The sequence below is a fragment of the Amycolatopsis sp. Hca4 genome, assembly GCF_013364075.1.
Classification (GTDB): Bacteria; Actinomycetota; Actinomycetes; order Mycobacteriales; family Pseudonocardiaceae; genus Amycolatopsis.
Window position 1 is genome coordinate 3072762 of sequence record NZ_CP054925.1, and the last position, 25782, is coordinate 3098543.

Genomic DNA, 25782 nt, shown 5'->3' on the forward strand with positions numbered 1-25782 from the left:
CGGGCAGCCGGACGAACGCCGAAGGCACCGCCGCCGGCGGCAGCAGCTCGACGAGGAACGACCGCAGGGCGCTGTCGGGCACGTCGTCGACGCCGACGAGGTAGCCGGCCAGCCGCGGTTCCCCGTCCGGGCCCGGCCGGGCGTCGACCGCGACGGCGGTGACCCCGGGGTGGCCGGCGAGCGCGGCCTCCACCTCGGCCGGTTCGATCCGGACGCCGCGGATCTTGACCTGCTGGTCGAGCCGCCCGAGGAACTCCAGCAGCCCGTCCGGGGTCCAGCGGGCCCGGTCCCCGGTGCGGTAGAGCCGCCGGCCGGGTGCGAACGGGTCGGGCGTGAACCGCTCGGCGGTGAGCGCGGCGCGGCCGAGGTAGCCGCGGGCCACCTGCACCCCGCCGATGACCAGCTCGCCGGGCACCCCGACCGGTGCCGGGGCGCCCCGCGGGTCGAGCACGTACAGGCGGGCCCCGGTGATCGGGCGGCCGATCGGCAGCCGCGGCCGCGTCTCGTGGTCCGGGGTGATTTCGACCGCGGTGACGTCGATGGCCGCTTCCGTCGGCCCGTACAGGTTGTGCACGGCCACGTCCGGCACCAGCGCCCGGAGGCGGGTGACCGTCGACGGCGCCAGCTCTTCCCGCTGCACACGACCCGGCGCAGCACGCCCGCGCAGCCGGCGACCGAGGACTCCTCGACGAACGCCCGCAGCATCGAGGGCACGAAGTGGCAGGTGCTCACGCCGGTCTCGCGGATCAGCCCGGCGAGGTAGGCGGCGTCGCGGTGGCCGTCCGGGCGGGCCAGCACCACGGTCGCGCCCGCCGACAGCGGCCAGAACAGCTCCCAGCCCGCCACGTCGAAGCCGATGGGTGTCTTGTGCAGCACCCGTTCCCCGGCGGTGAGCCGGTACTCGGCCTGCATCCAGCGGATCCGGTTGACCAGCCCGGCGTGCTCGTTCGCCACGGCCTTGGGTGTGCCGGTGGTGCCGGAGGTGTGGATGGCGTAGACGAGGTTGCCGGGCGTCGCCGTCGCTTCCGGCCGGTGCGCCGGGAACCCGGCCGCGTCGGCGACGCGGACCGTGGCGTGCCCCGGGAACCGCGGGGCGAGGTCGTCGTCGGTCACCACCACGACCGGCCGGACGTCCCGCAGCTGCGCGGTCAGCCGGGCGGTGGGGTTGGCCGGGTCGAGCGGGACGTAGCAGCTCCCCGCCTTGAGCACCGCGAGCAGCGCCACGACCAGGTCGGCCGAGCGGGGCAGGCACACGGCGACCACCCGCTCCGGGCCGGCACCGCGCTCGCGCAGCAGCCGGGCGAGGCGGTTGGCTTCGGCGTCCAGTTCGCCGTAGCCGAGCGTCCGGTCGCCGAGCACCGCCGTCGCGCGGGGATCGCGGTCGGCCTGCCGTTCGAACAGCTCGTGCAGCAGTCCCGGCGGTGCGGGGTCGGTGCCGGCGCCGCTGAGGTGGCCGGTGATCCGGGCGCGCTCGGCCGCGTCGAACAGCGGGACGTCGGCGACGGGGACGTCGTCGAGGTCGGCGACGCTGCGCAGGACGTGGCGGAACGCGTCGGCGAACCGGCGGGCGGTGTCGCCGGACAGCAGGTCGGCGGCGTAGGTGAAGTGCCCGGCCAGGCTGCCGTCGGCCTGCTGGGTGAGGTGGACCGACAGCTCGAACTGCGCGCCGGGGGCGGGCAGTTCGACCGCCTCGGCCCGCACGTCCCCGGCCTGCCACGGCCGCAGCGGCACGTTCTGCAGCGCCAGGACGGCCCGCACGAGCGGGGCGCGCCCGTCGGACCGGTCGGGGTCGAGCAGCCGGACGATCTCGTCGAGCGGCACCGCCTGGTGCCGCTGGGCGGCGAGGCAGCGGGCCCGCACCCGGTCCAGCAGCTCGCCGAACGCGGGCGCGCCGGAGGTGTCCAGGCGCAGCGGGACGACGGTGACGAACAGCCCGACCGCGTCGGCGTTGCGGTGGTCCCGGTTGGCGGCCGGGGCGCCGAGCACGAAGTCGTCCTGGCCCGACCAGCGGGCCGCGACGACACCGAGCGCGGCCAGCAGCACCATGAACGGCGTCGCCCGCCGCGCGGCGCCGTACTCGACCAGGCGCTTGGTGGATGCCGCGTCCAGGCCGAAGCCGAAGGAGCGGCCACGCCAGGTGGGCCGGGCCGGGGCGTCGAGCGGGAGGTCCAGCGGGCGGGCGCCGTCGAGGGCCGTGCGCCAGAAGCCGTCGTCGTCCCGGTGCGGCGGCGGAACCGGCTTCGCCGCCGGCAGCGGGGTGCCGCGGTAGGCGTCGCCGAGCTCACGGAGGAGGACGCCGAGCGACCACCCGTCGACGGCGATGTGGTGCGCGGCGATGCCGAGGTACCAGTCGCCGGGGCGCCGGACCAGCACGGCCCGCACCAGCGGCCCTTCGGCGAGGTCGAACGGGGCGGTGGCGAAGTCGCCGGTTTCCCCGTGCCGCAGGGGAAACCGGCCGGGCGGGCGCACGGTCGCGGTGAGGGTGCCGTCGGCGTCGGGCGCGAAGGTGGTGCGCAGGCCGGGGTGGCGGGCGAGGAGGTCGTCCAGGCACCGGGCCAGCCGTCCGGGGTCGACGGGCCCGGTCAGCCGCACGCCACCGTGCACGTGGTACGCCGGGCCGGCGCCCAGGGAGTCCAGCAGCCAGAGGGCTTCCTGCGCCCGCGTCGGCGCGGTGGTGTCCACTGTGGCCGGTTGCGGTCCGGGGGCTTCCGCGAGGAGGTCGCGCAGCCCGGTCAGGGTGAGCCCGTCGAGCAGGCGCGGCACGGGGAGTTCGGCCCCGAAGGCGTCGGCGACCCCTTCGGCGAGCCGGACCGCCCGCAGGGAGTCCAGGCCGAGGCCGACGAGCGGCTCGCCGGCGGGGACCCGGTCCAGGCCGAGCACCGTGCCCACGACCGCGGCCAGCCGGTCGTCCGGTTCGGCGGCCGGGACGGCGGAAGCTCCGGCCACCGGCGTCAGCGCGCCCTCGAGCCACTTCCCCCTGGTCTCGGCCCGCCGGACCTTGCCGCTGGTCGTCCGGGCGATCGCGCCCTGGCGCACCAGCACGACTTCCCGCGGTGTCACCCCGTGCTCGGTCGCGATCGCCGCCCGGACCGCCGAGCGCACCGCCTCCGCCGTCTCCGCGCTCGTCCCGGCCGGCACCTCGTGCACCAGGACCAGGTACTCGTCGTCGCCGTCGTCCACCGAGAACGCCGCCGACCGGCCCGGCCGCAGCGCCGGGTGGGCCGCCTCCGCCGTCTGCTCGACGTCTTCCGGGTGGTGGTTGCGGCCGCGCAGCACCATCAGGTCCGTCAGGCGGCCGGTCACGTAGAGCTGCCCGTCCAGCGTGAACCCGAGGTCGCCGGTGCGCAGGAACCGCCGCCCCGGGTGGCCCGGCAGCTCGGCTCCGAACCGGGGCGCCGGCCGCCCGTGGTAGCCGTCCGTGACGCTCGGCCCGCTGACGCAGATTTCCCCGACCGCCCCGGCTTCCGCGTCGACGACGACCACGTCGTCGCCCGTCGCGGCACCGCAGCCGGTCAGGGCCACCGACGGGTGCCCGGCCGGCGGGTCGAGCCGCACCCGGCCCTCGGCCAGCTCCGCGCGGCCCACCTCGGCCACCGCCGGCCCGGCCGGCCGCAGCCCGCCGGTCACCAGCAGCGTCGCCTCGGCGAGGCCGTAGCACGGGTGGAAGGCCGTCCGCCGGAAGCCGGCCCCGGCGAAGGCGCGGGTGAACTCGTCGAGCGTCGCGCGGCGGACCGGCTCGGCGCCCACCAGCGCGTGCCGCAGCGACGACAGGTCCAGGTCCGCGCGCTCGGCCTCGGGGATGCGCCGGACGCACTCCCGGTAGCCGAAGTCGGGCGCGGCGGTGAACGTCGCGCGGCTGCGGCTGATCTCGGCCAGCCAGCGCACCGGCGCGCGCAGGAACGCCGCCGGCGAGAGCAGGCTGCACGGGAAGCCGCCGTGCACCGGCTGCAGGATGCCGCCGATCAGCCCCATGTCGTGGTACGGCGGCAGCCAGCTGACCGCGCGGCCGTCGGCACCGGCGCCGAGCAGCCGGCCGATCTCGGCCAGGTTCGCCATCAGGTTCGCGTGCCGCACGCGCACGCCCTTCGGCGTGCCGGTGGAGCCGGACGTGTACTGCAGGAAGGCCAGGTCGTCCTGGCCGGGACCGGGTCCGTCGAACGCCGTGTCCTCGCCGGTGTCGTCGACCGGCAGCCACTCCGGTCCCTCCATCGTGGACATCGAAGGGGCCAGCGCATCGCGCGTGGCCGTCGTCGACAGCAGGGCACGGGCGCCGGCGTCCGCGGCGACGTCGAGCATCCGCGCCGTCCCGCGCACGCCGGTCGGCAGGTACACCGGAACCGCGACGACCCCGGCGTACAGGCAGCCGAAGAACCCGGCCACGTAGTCGATCCCGGGCGGGAAGAGCAGCACCACGCGCTCACCGGCCAGGCCGCGCTCGCGCAGCGCGGCGGCCACGAACCGCGCACGCCGGTCCAGGTCGCGGTAATCGACCACCAGCCGCTCGCCGGGGAACTCGAACGCCGTGCGGGACGGGGTGTCCTCGGCCCGGCCGCGCAGGAGACCGGCCAGGGTCCCTCGGTTCATCCGCGCACCTTCGCGACCACCGGCATGTGCTTGATGCCCGCGACGAAGTTCGACGACAGGTGCTCGACCTCCCCCGCGCGGTCGAGGTCGGCGAAGGTGCTGACGATCTCGTCGAACAGCGCGCGCAGCGTCACCCGGGCGACGGTGTGCCCGACGCAGTAGTGCCCGCCGACGCCGAAGGCGATGTGGCGGTTGGGCTTGCGCCGCGGGTTGAAGGTGAACGGGTCCTCGAACGCGGTCTCGTCCCGGTTGGCCGAGCCGAGCCAGACGACGACGGCGTCACCGGAGCGCACCTTGCGGTCACCGAGGTCGACGTCGCGCACGGCGTGCCGCATGAAGTGGTTGGCCGGCGAAGCCCAGCGCAGCGATTCCTCCACGGTGGTCAGGATCGTGTTGGTGTTCGCGCTTTCCAGGACCTCGTGGAGCAGGGGGGTGCCGATGACGGCGTCGAGCGCGGCCGTCGGCACGTACGGGGTGGTGACGTTCGCGCCGAGCAGCAGGCTGTAGCAGTTGGCCAGTACCTCGCCGAGGCCCATCGTGCGGCCGTCGACGTCGATGGTCAGCAGCAGGCTGATCAGGTCGTCGCCGCCCGGGTTCTTCTGCCGCGCCCGCACGATTTCGGCGAAGTAGGCGAACAGTTCCCGGTGCGCGCGCTGCAGCGTGGCCTGGGTGTCGGCGCCTTCGTTGAACTCGGGGTCGTCCGGCGCGATCGACATCAGGGTCAGCTGCGTCAGCCGCGGCCAGTCCTGCTCCGGCAGGCCCATCAGCATCCCGGTGACCGCCATCGGCAGCCGGGTGACGGCCTGCGCGAGGTCGAACGGCTCCCCCGACTTGGCCGGGTCGAGCAGCCGGCGCACCTGGGCCCGGATCTGGTCACCGGAGCGTTCCACCGACTTGATGGTCAGCGCCCGCTGCAGCGGCTCCCGCATCCGGGTGTGCTTCGGCGGATCGGTGGCGGCCATCTGCTGCCCGCCCGCGGGGTCGTCCTTGCCCAGCAGGTTGAGCAGGGTGCCGCGCTGCGAGGTGAAGGTCTCGTGGTCCCGCAGCACCCAGGAGCCGTGCTCGTAGGTGGTCACCGACCAGAACCCGAGATCGCTGCCGACGGGGTGCCACCGCACCGGCTCCCGCCGGCGCATCTCGGCCCAGATCGGGTGCGGGTCGCCCTCGGAGTACGTCCGAGGGTCCACGAGGTCGACGGCGTCGAGGTCGATGGTGTTGTCCCCGATCGCGTCGACCGAAGTCGGAATTCGCATGGCGCGCTCTCCCCGTTCGTCGACAGCACGCAGTCGCGGGCCGCCCGGACCATCGAACCGCGCTCCCGGGGGCCGGGATGAGTCCGGAAAACCCCGGACGCTCCCGGCGCCGGTGTAGGGGAAGGCCGCCGAGGAGCCGGGAAGGCCGAGTACACCGGCCGGGTTTCCGGCCGCGAGCCCGAAGCCACCCCGCACACCGCAGCCGCCCTTCGTGCCGCGACCAGCCGCAGCCACCGAGCCCGGCAGACCCGCCGAAGCCGCCCTCACACCGCAACCACCCGCAGCCGCCCTTCGTGCCGCAGCCACCGAGCTCGGCAGGCCCGTCGAAGCCGCCCCTCACACCCACGACCGTCCCCCAGCCACCGCACCCATCCACCTGGCCGCCGGGCGTGCCCCGCGGCCTGCTCGGGGGCGCAGGCGTCACCCCGCCGGGGCGTACCACCGGGTCGTGGCCTGCGCGAGCAACACCCCCGACTCGTCGTACAGCGCCGAGCCGGCCGCGAGCCCCCCGCCACCGAAGCTGTCCAGGGCAGCCACCACCACGCACACCTCCCCGGCGACCGGTCGCCGGAGCACCTCCGCCCGCATCCAGCCGAGCACCTTCGGCGCGGCGACGAGGTCCGCCGTCCAGCCGGACGGGCAGTCCAGCGCGGCCCAGACGAACTCCGCGCGCACCCGGCCGTCCGCGGCCGACAGTCCCGCGTCCGGCACCCACGGGCAGGCGACCGTGTCGACCCGGTCCGGCACCGGCCCGGGCGAGAGCCGCAGGCCGTCCCCGGATTCGCGGTCGGGTCCGCAGGCGAAGCAGTGCGGGTACGGGTGTCCGCGGCGGCCGCGGTAGCCCGGGACCGCCGCGCGGGCCACGGAAACCGGCACCGGCGCGGGCGGCACGACCCGGTGGCGGGTCGGCGCGGCCGTGGCGACGAGCGCGTCGCCGTCCCACAGGTGGGTCCGGCGGCCGCCGGGCTCGGTCCGCAACGGCACGCCGAGCCGCGGCGGGGCGTGCAGGGTCACCGCCACCGGTTCCGCGCACGCACTGGCGAACAGCCCGCACGCGTAGCCGCCGTTGGCGCTGTCGTCCGGACCGTTGAAGCGGGCGTCGATGGTGAGCGGCACGCCGTCCACTGTGCCCGGCGGAGCGGGTCCCGCGAAGTCCGACATTCCCCGCACACCCCGCCCGGTGCGGGGTTCTCCGGACTGTGGCCGCCACCGGCGGAGGCGGTGGAATGGGGACGAGCAACCGTCCTACAGAGAGATGTGACGAGCCGATGCGGACTGACACCAGAATCGTCAACTCCTGGAACGAGTGGGACACTCTCCAGGAGGTCGTCGTGGGCACCGCGGAGAACGCCTGCTTCGAGCCGACCGAGCCGGGGCACCGGCCCCAGGAGCGCGGGCTGTCCGAGCCACGCCCGTTCCCCACCGGCCCCAAACCCCGTGAGCTGAACGAAAAGGCCGAAGAGGAGCTCGCCGGGCTCGTCTCACTGCTCGAATCCCAGGGCGTCAAGGTGCGCCGCCCGTCGCCGCGGGACTACTCGATCCCGCTCAAGACGCCCACGTTCGAGGTGGAGAACCAGTACTGCGCGGTCTGCCCGCGGGACGTGATGATCACCCTGGGCAACGAGGTCCTCGAAGCGACGATGTCGCGGCGGTCGCGGTACTTCGAGTACGAGGCCTACCGGAGCCTCGTCTACGAGTACTGGGACGAGGACCCGCAGATGACCTGGTCGGTGGCGCCGAAGCCGTCCATGGCCGACGAGATGTACCGCCAGGACTTCTGGACGTGGCCACTGTCGAAGCGGCACGAGGAGATGCACAACTTCGAGTTCTGCGTGACGCAGGACGAGGTCGTCTTCGACGCCGCGGACATGGCGCGGATGGGCAAGGACATCTTCGTCCAGGAGTCGATGACCACCAACCGCGCCGGCATCCGGTGGCTGACCCGGCACCTGGAGCCGCGGGGCTTCCGCGTGCACCCGGTGCACTTCCCGCTGGACTACTTCCCGTCCCACATCGACGCGACGTTCATCCCGCTGCGCGCGGGCCTGGTGCTCACCAACCCCGAGCGCCCGATCAGCAGCGGCGAGGAGAAGCTGTTCCTGGCCAACGACTGGGAGTTCGTGACCGCGCCCCAGCCGCTCACGAGCAACGACGAAATGCCCCGGTACTGCCAGTCGTCCAAGTGGGTCTCGATCAACGTGCTGAGCATCTCGCCGTCGAAGATCATCGTGGAGGAGCAGGAGAAGCCGCTGCAGGACCTGTTGTCGAGCCTGGGTTTCGAGGTGCTGCCGATCCCGTTCCGGCACGTGTACGAGTACGGCGGTTCGCTGCACTGCGCGACCTGGGACGTCCGCCGCGACGGCGGGTGCGAGGACTACTTCCCCAACCAGAACGTGTGAGACCGGGTGGGCTTCCGGCTTCCGGAAGTCCGCTCCCCGGCCTCAATCCTGCTCGGCGATCAGCCTGGCCACGCTCGCCGGCCGCGAAGCGGCGAAGTAGTGGCCGCCGTCGGGCAGCTCCACCACCCGCACGTCCCGGGCCAGCCGGCTCCAGTCCCCGGATCGCCGGGCACCTCGTCCGGGTCGTCGTCCGCCGCGAGCACCACCGTCACCGGCACGTCGAGCCGCTCGCCCGCGTCGAGCGCCTCCGCGAGGTACCCGCACGCCGCCGCCACGTCGTGCCGGTACGCCGCCGCCAGCTGCCTCCGGTGCTCCCCGGCGACCTCGGCCAGCTCCCGGCGTCCGCTTCCGACGAGCGCCGTGACGACCTCCTCGTCCGGCAGCGCCGCCACGGCCGCGGCCTGCGCCCGCCGGGCACCGCTGTCCCCAGGCACCTGGGCGCCGAGGTAGACCCGCCGGACATCGTGACCGCGGGAGCGCAGCAGCCGCGCGGTGGCCAGTGCCGCGGCCACGCCCATCGAGTGCCCCCACACCGTCACCGGCCCTGGAGGCAATTCGCCGGCGACCAGCTCGGCCAGCTCCGCCACCGGCACGGGGGCCGAGCCGCCGTCCCGGCTCGGCGGTTCCACGCCGTACACGGCCCAGCCCGCCGCGGCGAGCTCGCCGGCCAGCGGCACGTACGTCACCGCATTGCCGCCCGCGTACGGGAAGCACACCAGGGTCCGGCCCGCCGGCGGGGTCAGCCGGTGCAACACCGGCCGGGCCTCGGGCACGCCGGTGTCGAGGACCGCGGCCAGGTCGGCGAGCACCGGGTGCGCGGTGACGTCGCCGAGCGAGATCGCCCGGTCCAGCTCGATCACCAGCTGCAGCGCCGAAAGCGACGAACCGCCGGAGGCGAAGAAGTCGTCGGTCCGGCCGACGCGGTCGGGCGCGACGCCCAGCACGGTGGCCCACGCGGCGGCGAGCCGGCGCTCGGCACCGTCGCGGGGCCGCTCGTCCTCGGCCATCGCCCGGTGCAGGCCGCCGGTGATCCGGGCCAGCTCCTTGCGGTCCACCTTTCCGTTGCCGGTCAGCGGAAGCACGTCGAGCCAGTACCAGTCGCGCGGCACCATGTAGTCGGGCAGCACCCGCGCGAGCGCCTCCACCAGCGGACCCGGCGCCAGCGACGGCGGCGCGGAGTAGCAGGCCACCAGCCGGGCCGTCTCGGCGGCGCCGGCCACGATCACCGTCGCCTCCCGCACGCCGGGCAGGCGCAGCAGCCGGTCTTCGATCTCGGCGATCTCGACGCGGAACCCGCGGATCTTGACCTGGGTGTCCCGCCGTCCGGAGAACTCCAGCCGCCCGTCGGGCGTCCACCGGCCGAAGTCCCCCGAGCGGTAAAGCCGTTGCCCCGCTTGGAAGGGACTCGCGGTGAAGGCAGGCGCGGTGCGGATCGGGTCGTTGACGTAACCGCGCGCCAGGCACCGGCCGGAGAACACGATCTCGCCGGTCGCGCCGAGCGGGACGGGCATCAGGTTGCCGTCGACGACGTGCACGCCCACACCCGGGATCGCCCGGCCCAGCGACACCCGCGAGCCCTCCGGCGCCCGGTCCATCACCTCGTGGTTGGTGTCGTCGCAGGTCTCGGTGAGCCCGTAGGCGTTGACCAGCAGCACGTCCGGGAGCACGGTGAACCAGCGGCGGACGAGCGCGGCCTTGAGCGCCTCGCCGGTCGCGGACACGCACCGCAGGGCGGGCAGCGCCCGCGGACGGCGCTCGAGGTGGCCCAGCAGCACCTCCAGGTACGACGGGACGAGCTGGGCGACCTCGACCCGGCTGCGGTCCAGCTCGGCCACGAACTGCTCGACGTCGAGCAGCGCCTGCTGCGACACGATGACCACGGTGCCGCCGGCCAGCAGCGGGGCGAGCAGCTGCCACAGGGAGATGTCGAAGCACTGCGGCGCGGTCTGCGCCACCACCGTGCCGCCCCGCACGCCCATGTCGTCGATCTTGGCCAGCACGTGGTTGAGCATCCCCTCGTGCTCGCACATGACGCCCTTGGGTTCGCCGGTGGAGCCGGAGGTGAAGTAGATGTAGGCGAGCTGCCCGGCGATCACCGGCGTCCCCGGGTCGGTGGCCGGGTGGCCGGCCCGCAGGACCTCGTCGATCCCGCGCGTCTCGATGCCCGGGGTGAGCCGGTCGACCACGGCGGCGCCGACGTCGTCGGTGAGCGCGCGCCGGCACCCCGACCGGGTGACCATGGCGGCGATCCGCTCGAGGGGGAAGTGCGGTTCCACCGGGAGGTAGCAGCCGCCTGCCTTGAGCACGCCCAGCACCGCGACCAGCCACGGGATGGCGCGTTCGCCGACGACGGCGACGACGTCCTCCGCGGCCAGCCCGTCGGCCAGCAGGGCGTGCGCGACCTGGTTGGCGCGCTCGTCGAGCTCCCGGTAGGTGAGCCGGTCGAGCCCGGCGACGACGGCGATGTCGTCCGGCCGGGCGGCCGCGGTGTCCGCGACGAGCTGGTGCACCCGGCGGTCGGGCAGGTCGCGAGGCGCCCCGCTGAAGGCGGTGAGCTGGTGCCGCAGTTCGGCTTCGCCGAGCAGGCACCGGCCCCCGTGCGCGGCGTCCGGGTCGGCCGCGGCCAGGCGCAGGGCGGTGCGGTGGTAGTCGGCGATCCGGGCGGCGTAGGCGTCGTCGACCCACTCCCGGCGGCACCGCACGACGAGCACGTCCCGGTCGAGTCCGATGTGGACGATCGCGTCCGCGCCCAGCTCGCCGTCCCCGACCACGGTGTCGCAGCGGGCCGGAACCGCCGGCGCGTCTTCCACGTGGGCGATCAGCTCACGCCAGGTGCGGTGCCCGAGATCGACCGCCCGCGCGCGGCCGTTGTGGACGGCCGTCACCACCGGCTCGCCGGTCAGCGCGCCCAGTACCACCGCGTGCGCGGCGAACAACACGCTGTCCCCGGCGCCCTCCGGCAGCGGGAACCGGTGCTCGGCGATCCCGGTCAGCCCGGTCGCCCAGCGGGGAATGGCCGGCGCGCCCTCGATCGCCTGCTCGGACACCGCAGTCATCACGGCCTCGCTTCCGCTCCGAGGTGGTCGCCGACTTCGGCGGCCGACATCGCCTGGATCCGCAGCACGATGCCCGCCACCTTGTCGACGTCGACCCCCGCGGCCACCCCGCGCTCGCGCAGCAGCGCGGCGAACGCCGCCACCGTCGGCGTCTCGACGAAGAAGTGCAGCGGGAAGTCGGTCCGGAACACCTCGCGCACCTGCGAGACGACCTGGGTGGCCAGCAGGGAATGCCCGCCCAGCACGAAGAAGTCGTCGTGCACGCCGATGTCCTTCGCGTCGAGCACCTGCTCCCAGATGCGGCAGAGCACCTTCTGCAGGGCCGTCTCCGGCGGCACGGACGCCTCGGCGGGCTGCCCCGGCTCGGGCAGCGCGTTCCGGTCGACCTTGCCGTTGGGCAGCAGCGGGAGCTCGTCGAGGACGGCGAACGCGGCCGGGATCATCGGTGCCGGCAGCCGGCCGGCCAGGTGGCGGCGCAGCTCGGCGGTGTCCGGCGGCGTCGCCCCCTCGGGCACGGTGAAGAAGCCCGCCAGCCGGGGGCCGGCCTCGCCCGTGAAGACCCGCACCGCGACGTGCTCGACAGCCGCGTGCGTGCGCAGCGCGCTCTCGACCTCGCCCGGCTCGACCCGGTAGCCGCGGATCTTGACCTGGCTGTCGAGCCGGCCGAGGAAGTCCAGCTCGCCGTCGGCGCGGCGGCGGACCCGGTCGCCGGTGCGGTACAGCCGGTCGCCGGCGCGGAAGGGGTGCGGCACCAGGGTTTCCGCGGTGTGGCCCGGCCGGTCGAGGTAGCCGCGCGTGAGCTGCACGCCGCCGAGGAACAGCTCCCCGGGCACCCCGTCCGGTGTCACCGCGAAGTCCGCGTCGAGCACGTACGCCTCGACGCCCGCGAGCGGGCGGCCGATCGGCACCGGCGTCGGCACCGGGCGGGTCACCTCGGCCGCGGTGGCGTCGAAGCAGACCTCGGTGGGGCCGTAGTAGTTCGTCAGCACGGCGCCGGGAACCAGCTCCAGGAACCGCTCCGCGGCCGGCGCGGGCAGTTCCTCGCCGCCGCAGACGACGAGCCGCAGCGTCGCCGCGGACTCGGCGAAGCGGGGTTCGGCCAGCGCCGTCACCAGCATCGACGGCACGAAGTCGCACGCGGTGACCCGGTGTTCGCGGATGAGCTCGAGCAGGTGGCCGGCGTCGGTGTGCCGCCCGGGTTCGGCGAAGACGACCCGGCCGCCCGCGCACAGCGGCACGAGCATCTCCCACAGCGACGGGTCGGAGCCGATCGGCGTCTTCTGCAGGACGACGTCGCCGGGCCCGAACCGGTGGCCGGTGACCATCTGCCCCATCCGGTTGGCCACGCCGTGGTGGGTCAGCAGCGCACCCTTCGGCGTGCCGGTGGAGCCGGACGTGTAGAGCAGGCAGGCGGCGTTCGCCGGGTCGACGGGCACGCCGGGCCGCGCGGCCCGGCCGGCGGTCTCGGTGACGAGCACGGTGGTGCGGCCCGCCGCGGCGGGCCCCCCGGCGAGCTCGGGCGAAGTCACCACGACGGACGGCTCGGCGTCGCGCAGGATCAGGTCGAGCCGCTCGGCCGGCTGGTCGGGGTCGAGGGGCAGGTGGACCGCGCCCGCCTTGAGCACGCCGAGCAGGGCCACGAGCAGACCGGGGCCCCGGTGCAGGGCGACGCCGACCCGGTCCTCCTGGCGCACCCCGCGCGCGACGAGGGCGGCCGCGAGCCCGTTCGCCCGCTCGTCCAGCTCGCGGTAGGTCAGGGGCTCGCCACCGAGCACCGCGACGGCGTCCGGCGTCCGGTCGGCCTGCGCCTCCACCAGCGCGTGCATCGACGTGGGCGCCACCGCGGGCACGGCCGCGCCGCTCGCCCCGGTCAGCACCCGGTCCCGTTCCTGCGGGGTGAGGACCGGGATGGCGGTGAGGGCGAGCCCGGGGTCTTCGGCGACCGCGGCGAGCACCGTCCGCAGCGCGACGGCGATCCGGGTGGCGGTGCCGGCGTCGAACAGGTCGGTCGCGTAGACCAGCCAGCCCGAGCAGCCGCCGTCGTCGTCCGGGGCGAGTTCGAGGCTGAGGTCGAGGTCGGACCCCACGCGGGGCAGTTCCTCGTTGACCACGTCCAGGCCGCTCAGCCGGGGCGCGGCCAGCGGGACGTTGCGCAGCGCGAACAGCACCCGCGGCAGGTCGGGCCGTCCGCCGTGGCGGGTCACCCCGGCCTCGCGCACGACCTGCTCGAACGGCACGTCCTGGTGCCGGAAGGCGGCCAGGCAGACCGTGCGGACCCGGGCCACCAGCTCGCGGAACGACCCGGCGCCGGTCAGGTCGACCCGCAGCGCCAGCGTGTTGACGAAGAACCCGACGAGCCGTTCCAGCTCCGGGCGCGACCGCCCGGCCACCGGGGTGCCCACCACCAGGTCCGGTTGCCCGGACCAGCGCTGCAGCACGACGCTGAACGCGGCCAGCAGCACCATGAACGGGGTCGCTTCCGCCGCGCGGGCGTGCGCGCCCAGTGCCGCGGCCACCGCGGGCTCGATCCGGACCGGGACCGAGGCGCCCCCGAAGGTCGGCCGGACCGGGCGGGGCCGGTCGCCTGCCAGGTCCAGCGGCGGCGCGCCGTCGAGCGCCTGCCGCCAGAAGTCCAGGTCGCGGGCGACGGCGTCGGCCGGGCAGTCCCGCAGCCAGAGCGCGTAGTCGCCGTACTGGACGGGCAGCTCGGACAGGTCCGGCGGCCGCACGGCGACGGCGGCGCCGTACAGCTCGGCCAGCTCCTCGACCAGCACGCCGAGCGACCAGCCGTCGATGACGGCGTGGTGGACGCACAGCGCGAGCACCCACTCCTCCGGCCGGTCGGTGACCCGCCACAGCCCGGCCCGCAGCAGCGGCGGCCCGGCCAGGTCGAACGGTTCGCCGGTCAGCCGCAACACCTCGGCGTCGACCTCGGCGGCGGTGCCCGCGCCCTCGGTGAGCGGCACCGCGGCGGCCGGGTGCACCACCTGGCCGGGGACGTGGTCGTCGCCGACCTCGAACCCGGTGCGCAGCGGCTCGTGCCGCGCCACCAGGCCGGCCAGCGCCACCCGCAGGGCCGCGGGGTCGGGCGTGCCGCGCAGCCGCAGGCGGATCGGCAGCAGGTAGGTCACCGAGCCCGGGTCGAGCTGGTGCAGGTAGAAGAGCCGTTCCTGGCCCGGCGAGCAGGGCAGCCGGTCGGTGCCGGGTGGCCGGCGGGGGATCTCCCCCGTGCTCGTCCGCTCGGCCCGGCGGGCGCCGAGCCGGCTGAGCAGCAGGGCCCGGCGCTCCTCGGACAGCTCGCTGACCGCCCGGTTCAGCCGGTCGGCGTCGGACAGCTGCTCGTCGGTCATCCGGCGTCTCCCCAGTCCGTTTCGGCGCACCCGCCCCTCCGCCCCGAGGCTTCCCGCCCGCACCGGCGCGGGAAAGTCGGGGATCCCTCCGCCGCCGAGCGGGGCACATCAGGGAGTTCCCTGACTGGCAGCCGGATGACGGCCCCGACACGCTCGGGTCGCGGGCGGCCCCACCCCGCGACGTCTGGAGGATCGGCGATCATGCTCGAAGGAGTCAGCGTCGGGGGGACGGCAGCGCCCCAGGAGGTGCTGGCCGCACTCGTGGCGGTCACCGCCCGGCGCACGCACAGCGACACGATCGCCGTGACCGGCGACGTCCCCGTCGAGCTGGACCTGGCCGCCGACCCGGCGTTCGCCACCCTCACCGCCCGGGTCGCCACCCTGACCGGCCCGCAGTACGCCGTCGGTGGCATCCGGCTGGCGGTCGCCGACGGCCGGGTCTCCCTGCACGGCGACGGCGAACTCGCGCGGGTCGCCGGCCAGGTCGACCGCGCACTCGCTTGCGCATCGCACACCCCGGGACTCCGGGTGTCCGAGCTCGACCTCGCCTCGGACGCCGACCGGGCCCTGGTCGCCACGTTCGAGAGCGGGGCGCCGGCCGCCCCCGCCCGGCTCGTGCACGACCTGGTCGACGCGCAGGCCCGGCGGACCCCGGACGCCCCGGCGCTGACCGACGGCGGCACCACGCTGTCCTACCGGTGGCTGGCCGAGCGCGCCGAGGCGCTGGCCGGCCGGCTGGCCGAGGCGGGCGTGCGGCCCGGCGAGGTGGTCGGCGTGCTCGGCGACCGGTCGGCCGGGCTGATCGCCGCGCTGCTGGCCGTGCTGAAGGCGGGCGGTGCGTACCTGGCGCTGGCCCCGGACTGGCCGGAAGCCCGGCTCGCCGGCCTGCTCGACGACGCCGGCGTCCGGGTCGTGCTGACCGCCCCGGAGCCGTCCGGGCCGGTGCCGGGCGGCCGCACGGCCATCCCGTTCGACGCGGCACCGGCCGCCTCCGCGTCACTGCCTCGCGGCCTGTCCCCCGGCTCGCTCGCCTACGTCAGCTACACCTCCGGGTCCACCGGCGCCCCCAAGGGCGTCTGCGTGCCGCACCGGGCAGTGGCCCGGCTCGTGCACGAACCGGACTGGCTGCACGCGCGCGCCGACGACGTCTTCCTCCAGGCCGCCCCGGTCGCCTTCGACGCGTCCACGCTGGAGATCTGGGCGCCGCTGACCACCGGGGCCCGGCTCGTGCTGCTGCCGCCCGGCCGGGTCGACCCGGCCGAGCTCGCCGCCGTCGTGGCGGCCGAGCGGGTCAGCGTCCTCTGGCTGACCGCCGGGCTCTTCCACCAGCTGGCCGACCACCACCTCGACCGGCTGGCCGGGGTGCGCCACCTGATCGCGGGCGGCGACGTCATCGCCGCCGACGCCGTGCGACGGCTGCTGACCGCCCACCCGGGCCTGGTGTTCACCAACGGCTACGGCCCCACCGAGAACACCACCTTCACCGCCTGCGCCACCTTCGAGGAACCGCCGGGGGCCGGCCCGCTGCCGATCGGCAGGCCGATCCGGGGCACCCGGGTCCGGGTGCTCGACCGGCTCGGCAGACCGGTGCCGCCGGGGGTGGTGGGCGAGCTGCACGCGCTCGGCGACGGCCTCGCCCTCGGCTACCTCGGCCGTCCCGCGGCCACCGCGGCCGTGTTCACGCCGGCCGGCGGCGGGGGACGCCAGTACCGCACCGGGGACCTGGCGCGCTGGCGGCCGGACGGCTCGCTGGACTTCCTCGGCCGGGCCGACGACCAGGTCAAGATCAACGGCTACCGGGTCGAACCGGCCGAGGTCGCCGCCGTGCTCGGCACGCACCCCGCGGTGACCGCCGCCGTGGCGCTGCCGGAACCGGGGGCGGCCGGGAGCACCCGGCTCGCCGCCTACGTCGTGCCGTCCGGCGACGGCGTCTCCGGGCCGGCGCTGCGCGACTGGCTGCGCGAGCGGGTCCCGGAGTTCCTGGTGCCCGCCCGGATCGTCACCCTCGACGCGTTTCCGTTGACCCCCAACGGAAAGCTCGACCGGGCCGCGCTGCCCGCCGCGGCCGGCGATCCGGTCGTGCCCGAAGCGAACGGCACGCCGGAGAACGGGCTCGAGCGGTTCCTCTGCGACCTGTGGGCGAAGGTGCTCATGGTGGACAGCGTCGGCGTCGACGACGACTTCTTCGAGCTGGGCGGGCATTCGCTGGTCGCGGCCGACCTGCTCGGTCAGTTGCAGCAGGACTTCGGTGTGGAGCTGCCCGCGCGCACGTTCTACCTCAGCCCGACGATCGCCGAACTGGCCGAGCTGGAGGAGCTGCGTCCGCTGCGCGAAAGCTTCGAGGCCCCGCTGTCGTGACACCACTACCAAAGTTGGTAGTCCACAGTGGACGAGGGGGCTGGATCCACGACACCCGTATGACATCTGTGGTACAAGTGGATGGCGGTCGTGGGCCATCAGGACGCATCGATCGGGAGGACACCGACATCCTGGGGGATCAAGGTATGCCATCGATTCACGGGTACAACGACGTGCCCGAGCCGGCTTCACCCGGGCCGGCTCCGCAAGTCCCCCGTCCCCGTTCCGCCGCCCCGTGGTGGCAGGACGCGCGGGGCCGCGAGGCGGAGCTCGCCCGGCTCACCGGCATCGTGGACGGCGCCGAGCCCGGCGTCCGCGCGGTGCGGATCAGCGGTGAGCCGTGGAGCGGGAAGTCCGGCCTGCTGGCCGCGCTGGCGGGCCACGCGAAGGCCCGCGGCTGGGCGGTCGCCTGCGGCGCGGCGGGCCCGCTGCCGGGAGCACTGCCCTTCGGCGTTTTCTCCGACGCCCTCGACGACCTGCTGACCACCCGGCACCCGGCGCTGCTCGACGGCTTCCCGAAGTACCACGTCTCCTGGCTGGCCGGCATCTACCCGGCGTTGGCCCAGTACTCGCCCGACGCGGCCGTCCCGACCGAGCCGTCGGAGCTGCGGCACCTCTTCCACGCGGTGCGCGCGCTGCTCGAACGGCTCAGCGCGGGCGGCCCGCTGCTGCTGGTGGTCGACGACCTGCAGTGGGCGGACCCCGCGTCGGTCGACCTGTTCACCCACCTGATCCGGCGCCCGCCGGACGCGCCGGTCCTGCTGGTGACCGCGCTGCGCCCCCGCCAGACCCCGGGCGACCTGCTGGCGCTGCTCGAGGAGGGTGTCGACGGCGTCGCGCACATCGAGCTGCCCGCGCTGCCCGACGACCACCTCGGCCCGCTGCTGCCGCCGGGCCTGCCCGCCGACCGCCGCCGGGCCCTGATCGACGCCGCGGACGGCAACCCGGGCGTGCTGCGCGCCTTGGCGGCGGAGGACTCCTCCGCGGGATCCGCGCTCCCGGTGTCGCCGCTGCGCGAGTTCCGCACGCTGACCCCCTTCACCTGGACCGTCGCGCACGCCGCGGCCCTGTTGCGCGAGTCGTTCGACACCGGGCTGCTGGCGGCGGTGGCGGAAGGCGGCGAAGTCCCGACCAGGGCCGCCGTCGACGAGCTCGTCGCGCAGGACATCCTGCGGGTGGACGCGGCCACCGGCACGTTCCGGTTCCGCAACGCGCTGCTGCGCGCGACCGCGCACCGGGCCGCCGGTGCGGCCTGGCGGCTCGGCGCGCACGCCCGGGCGGCCGCGGCCCTGCGCGAGCGGGAGGCCCCCGCCCCGGAAATCGCGTTTCACCTGGCCCACTGCGCGCTGGCCGAGGAGAACGACGCGGCCGGGATCCTGGTCGACGCCGCCCGCGAAGTCCGCTGGACGAGACCGGCGGACGCCGCCGCCTGGCTGCGCCGCGCGCTGGACCCGCGCGGCCCGGTGTGCGCGGACCACGTGCCGCTGCTGGCGATCGCGCTCGTCGTCACCGGCTGCACGGCCGACGCCCGCGCCCTGTTCGACCAGGTGGCCCACTGCCCGGAGACGGCGTTGTGGGCGGGGCGGGCCCTGCACCTGGAGGGCAACCGCGAGGCCGCGGGCGACCTGCTCCGCATCGGGCTGCGCATCGCCGACCCCGGCGACCACCGAACGCAGGCCCGGCTGGTCGCGGAGCTCCTCGCCACCACGGTCGGCAGCCGCCCCACGGCGGTCCCCGACCTGTCGATCCTCTCGTCCGTGAAGGGCATCCCCGGCCTCGCCCAGCTGGCCGACCACCTGGACCCCCTCGCCGACGCGGGACCGCGAGCGTTGCTGCTGGCCATGGCGACGCTCACCGACCCGACCGGCCGGGCGGCCGAGGACCAGCTGCTGAAGGCAAGGACGTTGATGGCCAACGCGGCCGACGCGGACCTGGCCCCGGACGTCGCCCCGCTGTACTGGCTGGCCCGGGCCGAGCACGCGCTGACCCGAGACGACCAGGCCGGCCACCACCTCCGCCGCGCCCTCGCGATCGCCACCCGGTACGGGCACCGGTACGTCCTCGAAAGCCTCACCACCCTGCTCGACCACCTCGACACCGACCGCAACCCGGAGCCGGACGGCCCGCCCGCGGACGTGCCGGGCCCGCCGCGCGAGGAGCCGGAGGGCGGAACGGCGGACCTGCCGTCGGAGCTGGCCCAGCTGAGCGGCCGCGAGCGCGAGATCTCCCGGTTGGTCAGCGACGGCCGGACGAACCAGCAGATCGCGCGGACATTGGGGTTGAGCCACAAGACGGTGGAGACCTACCTGGCGCGGATCTTCAAGAAGCTCGCGCTGTGCTCGCGGGCCCAGCTCGCGACCATCGTGGGCCGCTCGGTCTCCACACCCGGGGGTCCCCCGATCCCGGCGTTCGCCCACCCGACGGACCCGTCGGCCCACGTCGGCTCCGAACGGCTGATGCCCGCCTGACCCGTCAAGAACCCCCGCGGCGCAACGCCGACAACGCCGTAGCCGCCACCGCATCGGCCACTGTGGACAGTGCAGGCAGGTCCAGTTTCCACTGCTGCCAGTAAAGCGGCACGTCCACCGGCCGGTCCACCGCGAGCGGTACCAGCCTCCCCGCCCGCAACCCGGGCGCCGCCTGCACTTCCGGCACCATGCCCCACCCCAGCCCCGCCTCCACCGCGGCCACGACCATCTCCGAAGCCGGGACGTAGTGCCGCAACGGGCTTGCCCCGGCGCCGCCCAAAAGCCGCACGAATGCGTCCTGCAGGTCGTCGTGGTCGTCGAACAGCACCACGGGTGCGGTCGCCAGGTCGTCGCGCAGCGCACCCGTGAACCACCGCGCCACGAACTCGGGCCGGGCGAGCGGCAGGTAGCGGAGGGCACCGAGCGGCCGCACCGAGCAGCCCTGCACCGGCGCGGCCGAGGACGTCACCGCCGCCATCACCCGGCCTTCGCGCAGCAACGTCGTCGTGTGCTCCTGGTCTTCCCGGTGCAGTTCGAAACAGATCGGCGGCTCGGCGGCGATCCCGGCGAGCGCGGGCAGGAACCAGGTGGACAGCGAGTCGGCGTTGACGGCGATCGGCACCCGCACGGGCTCGCCGCTCATCCCCAGCTCGGCCCGCGCGTCCCGCTCCAGCGCGGCGAGCCGCCGCGCGAACCGGACGACGATCTGCCCGGACTCCGTCACCCGCACGGGTTTCGTGCGGGTCACCAGCACGCTCCCGGTCCGCTGTTCGAGGGCCTTCACCCGCTGGCTCACCGCGGACGGCGTCACGTGCAGGATTGCCGCGGCCGCGTCGAAAGTCCCCGCGTCGACGACGGCGAGCAACGTCCGGACCTGGTCCAGCGGGAGATCGGTCATCACGCAACCTGATGTTACGGCGAAATCATGAGCAGCCCTGTTCAGAGCTCTCGGACGTGCAGCAGCGACCGCACGTTCAGCCGCCGCCGCACCTGGTTGCCGTGCAACGCGTCCACCACGGTCGCGGCGCCGAGCCAGGTGGCCCCGGCATCGCCGGTGAGCAGCCAGGCAGTGTGCGCCTGTCCCCGGTTTCGATCCAGTCGTCGACGAACAGCACGCGGTCGCCGCCGCCGAGCAGGTGCCTGCGGAAGCCGAAGTTCAGGTGCCGGTCCTGGTAGTCGGGCGGCGACGTGCGCCGCAGCCAGGCGTCGCTGTCGACGGACGTCCCCCGGTTCTTGGTCACCTCCACGAACCCGACGCCGAAGTGCAGCGCGACCAGCGGCCCCAGCAGGCAGCCGCTGGACTCCGGCCCCAGCACGACCGTCGGCGGCCGCTCGGCGAACAGCTCCGCCAGCGCGGGCCCGAGGCCGGCCAACAGCTCGGGCCGGCGCCACCAGCCGGTGATGTCGGCGTAGCGGTATTCGTCCGAGCGGTCCCCGCGCCAGGCGAAGGCGCGGCGAAGCCCGGACTTCACCTCTTCCAGCCGCACATCTGCAGACACCCGCCGATGATCGCCGCGCGGCCGGGCCGGGGGCAATCGGATTACCGTCGGCGCAGCCACGGCACGTCCCCGCCGGCCGCGGGCTCCTGGCGGCAGCGGGCCGGCAGGTCGAGGCAGGCGTCGGCGGCGATCCGGTACAGCCAAGCCCGCACCGTCGGGCGGCCCGCGAAGGTCTCCCGCCGGTGCCGAGCCGCCGACCCCGAGAACGCCGGCTCCTCCAGCCGCGTGTCCGCACTCATCCCGAGCGGCCCCGCTCACCCAGGCGTTCGCACCGGAGCAGCCTTGGCTCGATAAGTCGACTTCTTCGCCTGGTTGCCGCACACCCCCATCGAGCACCACCGCCGCGTCCCCGGGCGGGACGTGTCCAGGAACAACGCGCCGCACCGGGTTCCCTCGCAGCGCCGGACCCGCGCGAACTCCGGGGACGTCACCAGCTCCAGCGCGTCCCGGGCCAGCAGCGCCAGCATCGCCGACGCGGGATCCTCGGCCTGCCAGCGCAGTTCGCCCGACGGCGTCAGCGCGGGCGACGGCACCGGCAGGGCCGCCGTCCGGTTCAGCCGCTGCCGCGTCGCCGGGCGCACCGAGGTCGTCAGCAGCTCGTGGATCGCCTCGCGGACCGCGCGGGCTTCCGCCGCCGACTCCGGGCGGACCGGCGTGGCGAACGGGCCGAACCGGTCGATCCACGCGCCCCACGCCGGCGCGTCCGGCAGCTCTTCGGTCTCCGACGGTGTCCCCCGGTACCGGAGCGTCCGGATGAAGTCGAGGCACGGGCGGCCCGCCCCCGCGCGGAATCTCTCCGTCATACGGGTCACAGTACGCCGGAACCGGTTTGACTGGTACCGTCGGGAACCGATCAAACCGGTTCCAATCCTGGGGGCGCAGATGACCGAGACCGAACAGAAGGCCCCGCCCGGCTGGCTCGTGCTGCTGCTGGCCGTCTCCTGTGGACTGACGGTCGCCAACCTGTACTACGCCCAGCCGCTGCTCGCCGAGCTGCGGCAGGCGTTCGGCGTCGGCGAAGCCGCCGCCGGCGGGGTGGTCACCGCCACCCAGCTCGGGTACGCCGCCGGGATGCTACTGCTCGTCCCGCTCGGCGACCGGCTGGAGAACCGCGGCCTGGTCGCGACGCTGCTCGCGGTCGCCTGCGCCGGGCTGGTCGTCACCGGGATCGCGCCGGGCTTCGCCGTGCTGCTGCTGGCTTCGCTGGCCGTCGGGGCGGCGTCGGTCGTCGTGCAGATCCTGATCCCGTTCGCCGCGGACCTGTCCCCCGACGCGATCCGCGGCCGGATCGTCGGGCGCGTGGTCAGCGGCCTGCTGTTCGGCATCCTGCTCTCGCGCGTCGTCGCCAGCCTGCTCGCCGAGGTGACGAGCTGGCGGGTGGTGTTCCTGATCTCGGCCGGGGCGATGGCGGTGCTCGCCGTCGTGCTGCGCTTCATCCTGCCGCCGCGCGCGCCGAAGACCGACGTCCCCTACGGCGAGCTGCTCCGCTCGACGTTCGCGATGGCCCGCAAGCACCCGGCGTTGCGGCACCGGGCCCTGTACCAGGCGGCGATGTTCGGTGCGTTCAGCGCGTTCTGGACGACGATCGCGTTCGTCCTGACGGCCCCGCCGTTCAACTACTCCCAGCTGGGCGTGGGCCTGTTCGCACTGGCGGGCGCCGCGGGTGCGGCGGTGGCCCCGCTGGCCGGGCGGTGGTCGGACCACGGCCACGGCCGCCGGCTGACCGCGGCGGCGTTCGTCGTCTGCGCGGCGGCGTTCGCGCTGGCCGGGTTCGGCGCGCACAGCGTGGTGCTGCTGGCGATCGCGGCGATCGCGATCGACACGGCGGTCCAGGCGACGCTGGTGACCGGGCAGCACGTGATCTACCAGCTCGACCCGTCGGCGCGCGCCCGCGTGAACAGCATGTACCTGGGCACGTTCTTCATCGGCGGCGCCATCGGGTCCCAGGCCGGCTCGATCGCCTACCACCTCGGCGGCTGGACGGCGGTCGTCGTGTTCGCGGGGGTGCTCCCGCTGCTCGGCCTGGCCGGGATGACGCGCACCCGCGTCTAACGCGCCAGCAACCCCAGCACCAAAGCCAGCGGCGGCCAGACCTCCCGCCCCCGCCGCGTGCACGCGAACGCCCGCTGCCGCACGTCCGGCCCCGCCAACGGCAGCAGCGCCACCCCGTCCCGGGTCACCCGCCCCGACGGCAGCAACCCGACCGCCGGTGCCGGCCCGGTCGCGATCAGGTCCTCGACCAGCTCCAGGCTGTCGGCCCGGTGCGTCACGTCCGGCGTGAAAGCCGCCTTCGCCGCCAGCCGGCGGACCACGTCCTCGTCGGCCGTGTTGCGCGAGTTCACGATCCACCCGTGGTCCCGGAACGCCTCGAAGACCGCCACCGTTCCCTCGCCACGGACCCGGCCCGCGTCCGGGGCCGGGACGGCCAAGCCCCACCCGGCCGTCCACAAGGGACGCACCGCGAGCGCCGGGTCCACCCGCGCCGGGGCGAGGTCGTAGTCGTAGGTCAACGCCAGGTCGACGTCGTCGGCCAGCAGGGCCTCGATCGCCTCCGCCGGCTCGTACTCGCTGATCCGCAACCGGACCCGCGGGTGGTGCGCGGCGAGCGCGGCCGCCGCGGGGAGCACCGAACGCCGCACCGCCGTCGCGAAGCCCGCGACGCGCACGGTGCCGGCCGGCTCCGCGTCCGGATCGAGGTCGGCCCGGGCGGCCTCCACCGCCGCGAGGATCGTCACGGCGTGCTCGGCCAGGCGCCGGCCCGCGGGGGTGAGCCGGACCCGGCGGCCGTCCGGTTCCAGGAGGGGCACGCCGGTTTCCCGCGCCAGCACGGCGATCTGCTGCGAGACCGAAGACGTCGTGGTCCCGAGCACGTCCGCCACCGCGCGCATCGAGCCGTGGCGGGACAGCTCGAGCAGGAACCGGAGGCGGCGGGTGTCCATCCCGGACATTGTCCACGAATCGTGAACGGTATGTCCACGATTGCCACGTGGACACGAACGATCGGGTCGGCTTTCCTGGACCCGTGCCGTCCTCGTCCCGCACCGGAGCGACCCTCGCCGTCGCCGCCATGCTCTGCGTCCAGCTGGGCCTCGCCGCGTCGGTCGGCCTGTTCGACCGCATCGGTCCGGAAGGCGCGGCGTGGCTGCGCCTGGCCTGGGCCGGGGTGCTGCTGCTCGTCGTGGTGCGGCCGCGGCCGTCGTCGTTCCGGCGCAGCGCCTTCCTCGCCTGCTGCGGGCTGGGCGTGGTCACCGCGGGGATGACGATGCTGTTCATGCAGGCCGCCGCCCGGTTGCCGCTCGGCACGGCGAGCGCGCTGGAGTTCCTCGGCCCGCTGGCCGTCGCGGTCACCCGCGGCGGGCAGCGGCGGTGGCCCGTCCTCGCCGCGGCTGGGGTGGTGCTGCTGACCCGGCCGTGGCAGGGCGACGCCGACCTCGTGGGCATCGGCTGCGCGCTCGGCTCCGCGGTCTGCTGGGCCGGCTACATCGTGCTGACGCAACGGGTCGGCGACGAGGTGGCGGGCGTGCGCGGGCTCGCGGTGTCGATGCCGGTGGCGGGACTCGTCGCCACGCTCGCCTCCGGGCCCGGCGTGCTCACGCACCTGACGTGGCCGCTGCTGCTCACCGGCCTCGGGCTCGCGGTGCTGCTGCCGGTGGTGCCGTTCGCGCTCGAAATGCTCGCCCTCCGACGGCTGACGACCTCCGCGTTCGGGACGCTGATGAGCCTGGAACCGGCCATCGCCCTGCTGATCGGGTTCCTCGTGTTGCACCAGGTCCCGGACGCGGGCGCGGCGGCGGGCGTGGTGTTCGTCGTCGCGGCCGGGATCGGCGCGGAACGGACCGGCGCGCGCGAGCCGGCCGGTGACCACGAGCCGGGTCTGCAGCCCCGCTCGCCGACGACATCGTCATGACGGACGAGCGGCGGCCGCCCAGGGGGCGAAGGCGAACCCGTCGCCCTCCGGCCGGACTTCCACCGCACCCGCGCCGGCGAAGTGCGCGGGGACGACGAGTTCCCGTTCGCCGGCGGCCCGCTGCAGCACCCGGCGGCGGCTGGCCACCGCCTGCTCCGGGGCGAGGCAGGCGCTGCTGTTGCAGCCGGGGTGCCGGAGCTGGACCGGGCTGTGCACCAGATCCCCGACGAAGACGGCCCGGTCGGTCCCGGAGGCGAGCCGGAGCACGGCGGAACCGGGGGTGTGGCCGGGCGCGGACTCCAGCGTGAGGTGTTCGTCGATGCGGTGCCTGCCGTCCCACACCACGGCCTGTCCGGCCCGGTGGACGGGCGCGATGCTGTCTTCGTAGACCAGGCGGTCGACCTCGCGGTCGCCGTACCCGTTGGCCGGGCCGTAGTGGAAGTCGTCCGCCGCCGGGACGAAGTACCGGGCGTTCGGGAAGGTCGGGACCCATTCCCCGCCGGCGTCGACGGTGTTCCAGCCGACGTGGTCGGCGTGCAGGTGCGTGTTGACGACGACGTCGACGTCCGGCGGCCGGACGCCGGCTGCGGTCAGCAGTTCGAGGAAATCACCCTGGCACCGGTGGAACGGCGGCATGCCCGGCCGTTCCCGCCCGTTGCCCGCGCCGGTGTCGACCACGACGGTCCGGCCACCGCTGCGCAGGACCCACGTCTGCAGCGCGAGCACCGCCCAGCCGCTGTCCGGGTCCCAGTGGTCCGGAGCCAGGTCGCGCCAGGCGTCGGCGGGCGCGTCCGGGACGATCCCGGACGCCGGCGCGAAGGGCTTCTGCCACTCCACGATCCGGATGACCTCGACGTCCCCCAGCACCATGGTCTGCACACGCTCGTTGTTCATGCGTTCGACCCTAG

15 protein-coding genes and 1 pseudogene are annotated in these 25782 nt (G+C 75.0%); 5 read left to right on the forward strand and 11 right to left on the reverse strand.

What is annotated here, in order from left to right:
• Positions 1–34: 34 nt before the first annotated feature.
• The 3 genes and pseudogenes from HUT10_RS13405 to HUT10_RS13415 form a co-directional block, all read right to left on the reverse strand.
• Positions 35–4584 (reverse strand): annotated as a pseudogene (locus tag HUT10_RS13405) (AMP-binding protein); the annotation flags it as partial.
• Entirely contained in the window at positions 4581–5837 is a 1257-nt protein-coding gene (locus HUT10_RS13410) for a cytochrome P450 (RefSeq protein WP_176171512.1), read from the reverse strand. The gene HUT10_RS13410 and the pseudogene HUT10_RS13405, both read right to left, overlap by 4 nt.
• 420 nt (positions 5838–6257) lie before the next feature.
• On the reverse strand, positions 6258–6998 hold the full coding sequence (locus tag HUT10_RS13415) for a hypothetical protein (protein WP_176171513.1): 741 nt from the start codon (positions 6996–6998) through the stop codon (positions 6258–6260).
• A gap of 107 nt (positions 6999–7105) precedes the next feature.
• Between HUT10_RS13415 and HUT10_RS13420 the strand changes: the two genes are divergently transcribed.
• Complete coding sequence (locus HUT10_RS13420) at positions 7106–8236, forward strand: glycine amidinotransferase (RefSeq protein ID WP_176171514.1); 1131 nt, start codon at positions 7106–7108, stop codon at positions 8234–8236.
• Between the two features lie 59 nt (positions 8237–8295).
• On the opposite strand, the gene HUT10_RS13425 is transcribed toward HUT10_RS13420, so the two are convergent.
• Both HUT10_RS13425 and HUT10_RS13430 read right to left on the reverse strand, forming a co-directional pair.
• On the reverse strand, positions 8296–11292 hold the full coding sequence (locus tag HUT10_RS13425) for an amino acid adenylation domain-containing protein (RefSeq protein WP_254896859.1): 2997 nt from the start codon (positions 11290–11292) through the stop codon (positions 8296–8298).
• Positions 11292–14642, reverse strand: coding sequence for a non-ribosomal peptide synthetase (locus HUT10_RS13430; RefSeq protein ID WP_176171515.1), 3351 nt, complete (start codon positions 14640–14642; stop codon positions 11292–11294). Before HUT10_RS13430 ends, HUT10_RS13425 begins: the two co-directional genes overlap by 1 nt.
• A 201-nt stretch (positions 14643–14843) precedes the next feature.
• Between HUT10_RS13430 and HUT10_RS13435 the strand changes: the two genes are divergently transcribed.
• Both HUT10_RS13435 and HUT10_RS13440 read left to right on the forward strand, forming a co-directional pair.
• Positions 14844–17000 carry a non-ribosomal peptide synthetase gene (locus HUT10_RS13435; RefSeq protein WP_176171516.1) on the forward strand — a complete coding sequence of 719 codons (2157 nt, stop codon included), beginning with the start codon at positions 14844–14846 and terminating at the stop codon, positions 16998–17000.
• A gap of 146 nt (positions 17001–17146) precedes the next feature.
• Positions 17147–19468, forward strand: a complete 2322-nt coding sequence (locus HUT10_RS13440) for a LuxR family transcriptional regulator (protein WP_176171517.1) — start codon at positions 17147–17149, stop codon at positions 19466–19468.
• 4 nt (positions 19469–19472) lie between these two features.
• On the opposite strand, the gene HUT10_RS13445 is transcribed toward HUT10_RS13440, so the two are convergent.
• The 4 genes from HUT10_RS13445 to HUT10_RS13460 form a co-directional block, all read right to left on the reverse strand.
• Complete coding sequence (locus HUT10_RS13445) at positions 19473–20366, reverse strand: LysR family transcriptional regulator ArgP (RefSeq protein WP_176171518.1); 894 nt, start codon at positions 20364–20366, stop codon at positions 19473–19475.
• Between the two features lie 76 nt (positions 20367–20442).
• Positions 20443–20967, reverse strand: coding sequence for an adenine phosphoribosyltransferase (locus tag HUT10_RS13450; protein ID WP_254896860.1), 525 nt, complete (start codon positions 20965–20967; stop codon positions 20443–20445).
• A gap of 41 nt (positions 20968–21008) precedes the next feature.
• Positions 21009–21206, reverse strand: a complete 198-nt coding sequence (locus HUT10_RS13455) for a hypothetical protein (RefSeq protein WP_217709602.1) — start codon at positions 21204–21206, stop codon at positions 21009–21011.
• 15 nt (positions 21207–21221) lie between these two features.
• Positions 21222–21770: an ABATE domain-containing protein gene (locus tag HUT10_RS13460; RefSeq protein ID WP_176171519.1), complete on the reverse strand. Its 549-nt coding sequence runs from the start codon at positions 21768–21770 to the stop codon at positions 21222–21224.
• 79 nt (positions 21771–21849) lie between these two features.
• Here HUT10_RS13460 and HUT10_RS13465 point away from each other — a divergent pair, with 79 nt between their 5' ends.
• Positions 21850–23019 carry an MFS transporter gene (locus HUT10_RS13465; protein WP_176171520.1) on the forward strand — a complete coding sequence of 390 codons (1170 nt, stop codon included), beginning with the start codon at positions 21850–21852 and terminating at the stop codon, positions 23017–23019.
• Here the strand turns inward: HUT10_RS13465 and HUT10_RS13470 are convergent.
• Positions 23016–23906, reverse strand: coding sequence for a LysR family transcriptional regulator (locus tag HUT10_RS13470; protein ID WP_176171521.1), 891 nt, complete (start codon positions 23904–23906; stop codon positions 23016–23018). The two genes, HUT10_RS13465 and HUT10_RS13470, sit on opposite strands and share 4 nt — an antisense overlap.
• Before the next feature lie 47 nt (positions 23907–23953).
• Here HUT10_RS13470 and HUT10_RS13475 point away from each other — a divergent pair, with 47 nt between their 5' ends.
• Positions 23954–24874 carry a DMT family transporter gene (locus HUT10_RS13475; RefSeq protein ID WP_254896861.1) on the forward strand — a complete coding sequence of 307 codons (921 nt, stop codon included), beginning with the start codon at positions 23954–23956 and terminating at the stop codon, positions 24872–24874.
• Here the strand turns inward: HUT10_RS13475 and HUT10_RS13480 are convergent.
• Positions 24869–25768, reverse strand: coding sequence for an MBL fold metallo-hydrolase (locus HUT10_RS13480; RefSeq protein ID WP_176171522.1), 900 nt, complete (start codon positions 25766–25768; stop codon positions 24869–24871). The two genes, HUT10_RS13475 and HUT10_RS13480, sit on opposite strands and share 6 nt — an antisense overlap.
• Between the last annotated feature and the right edge of the window lie 14 nt (positions 25769–25782).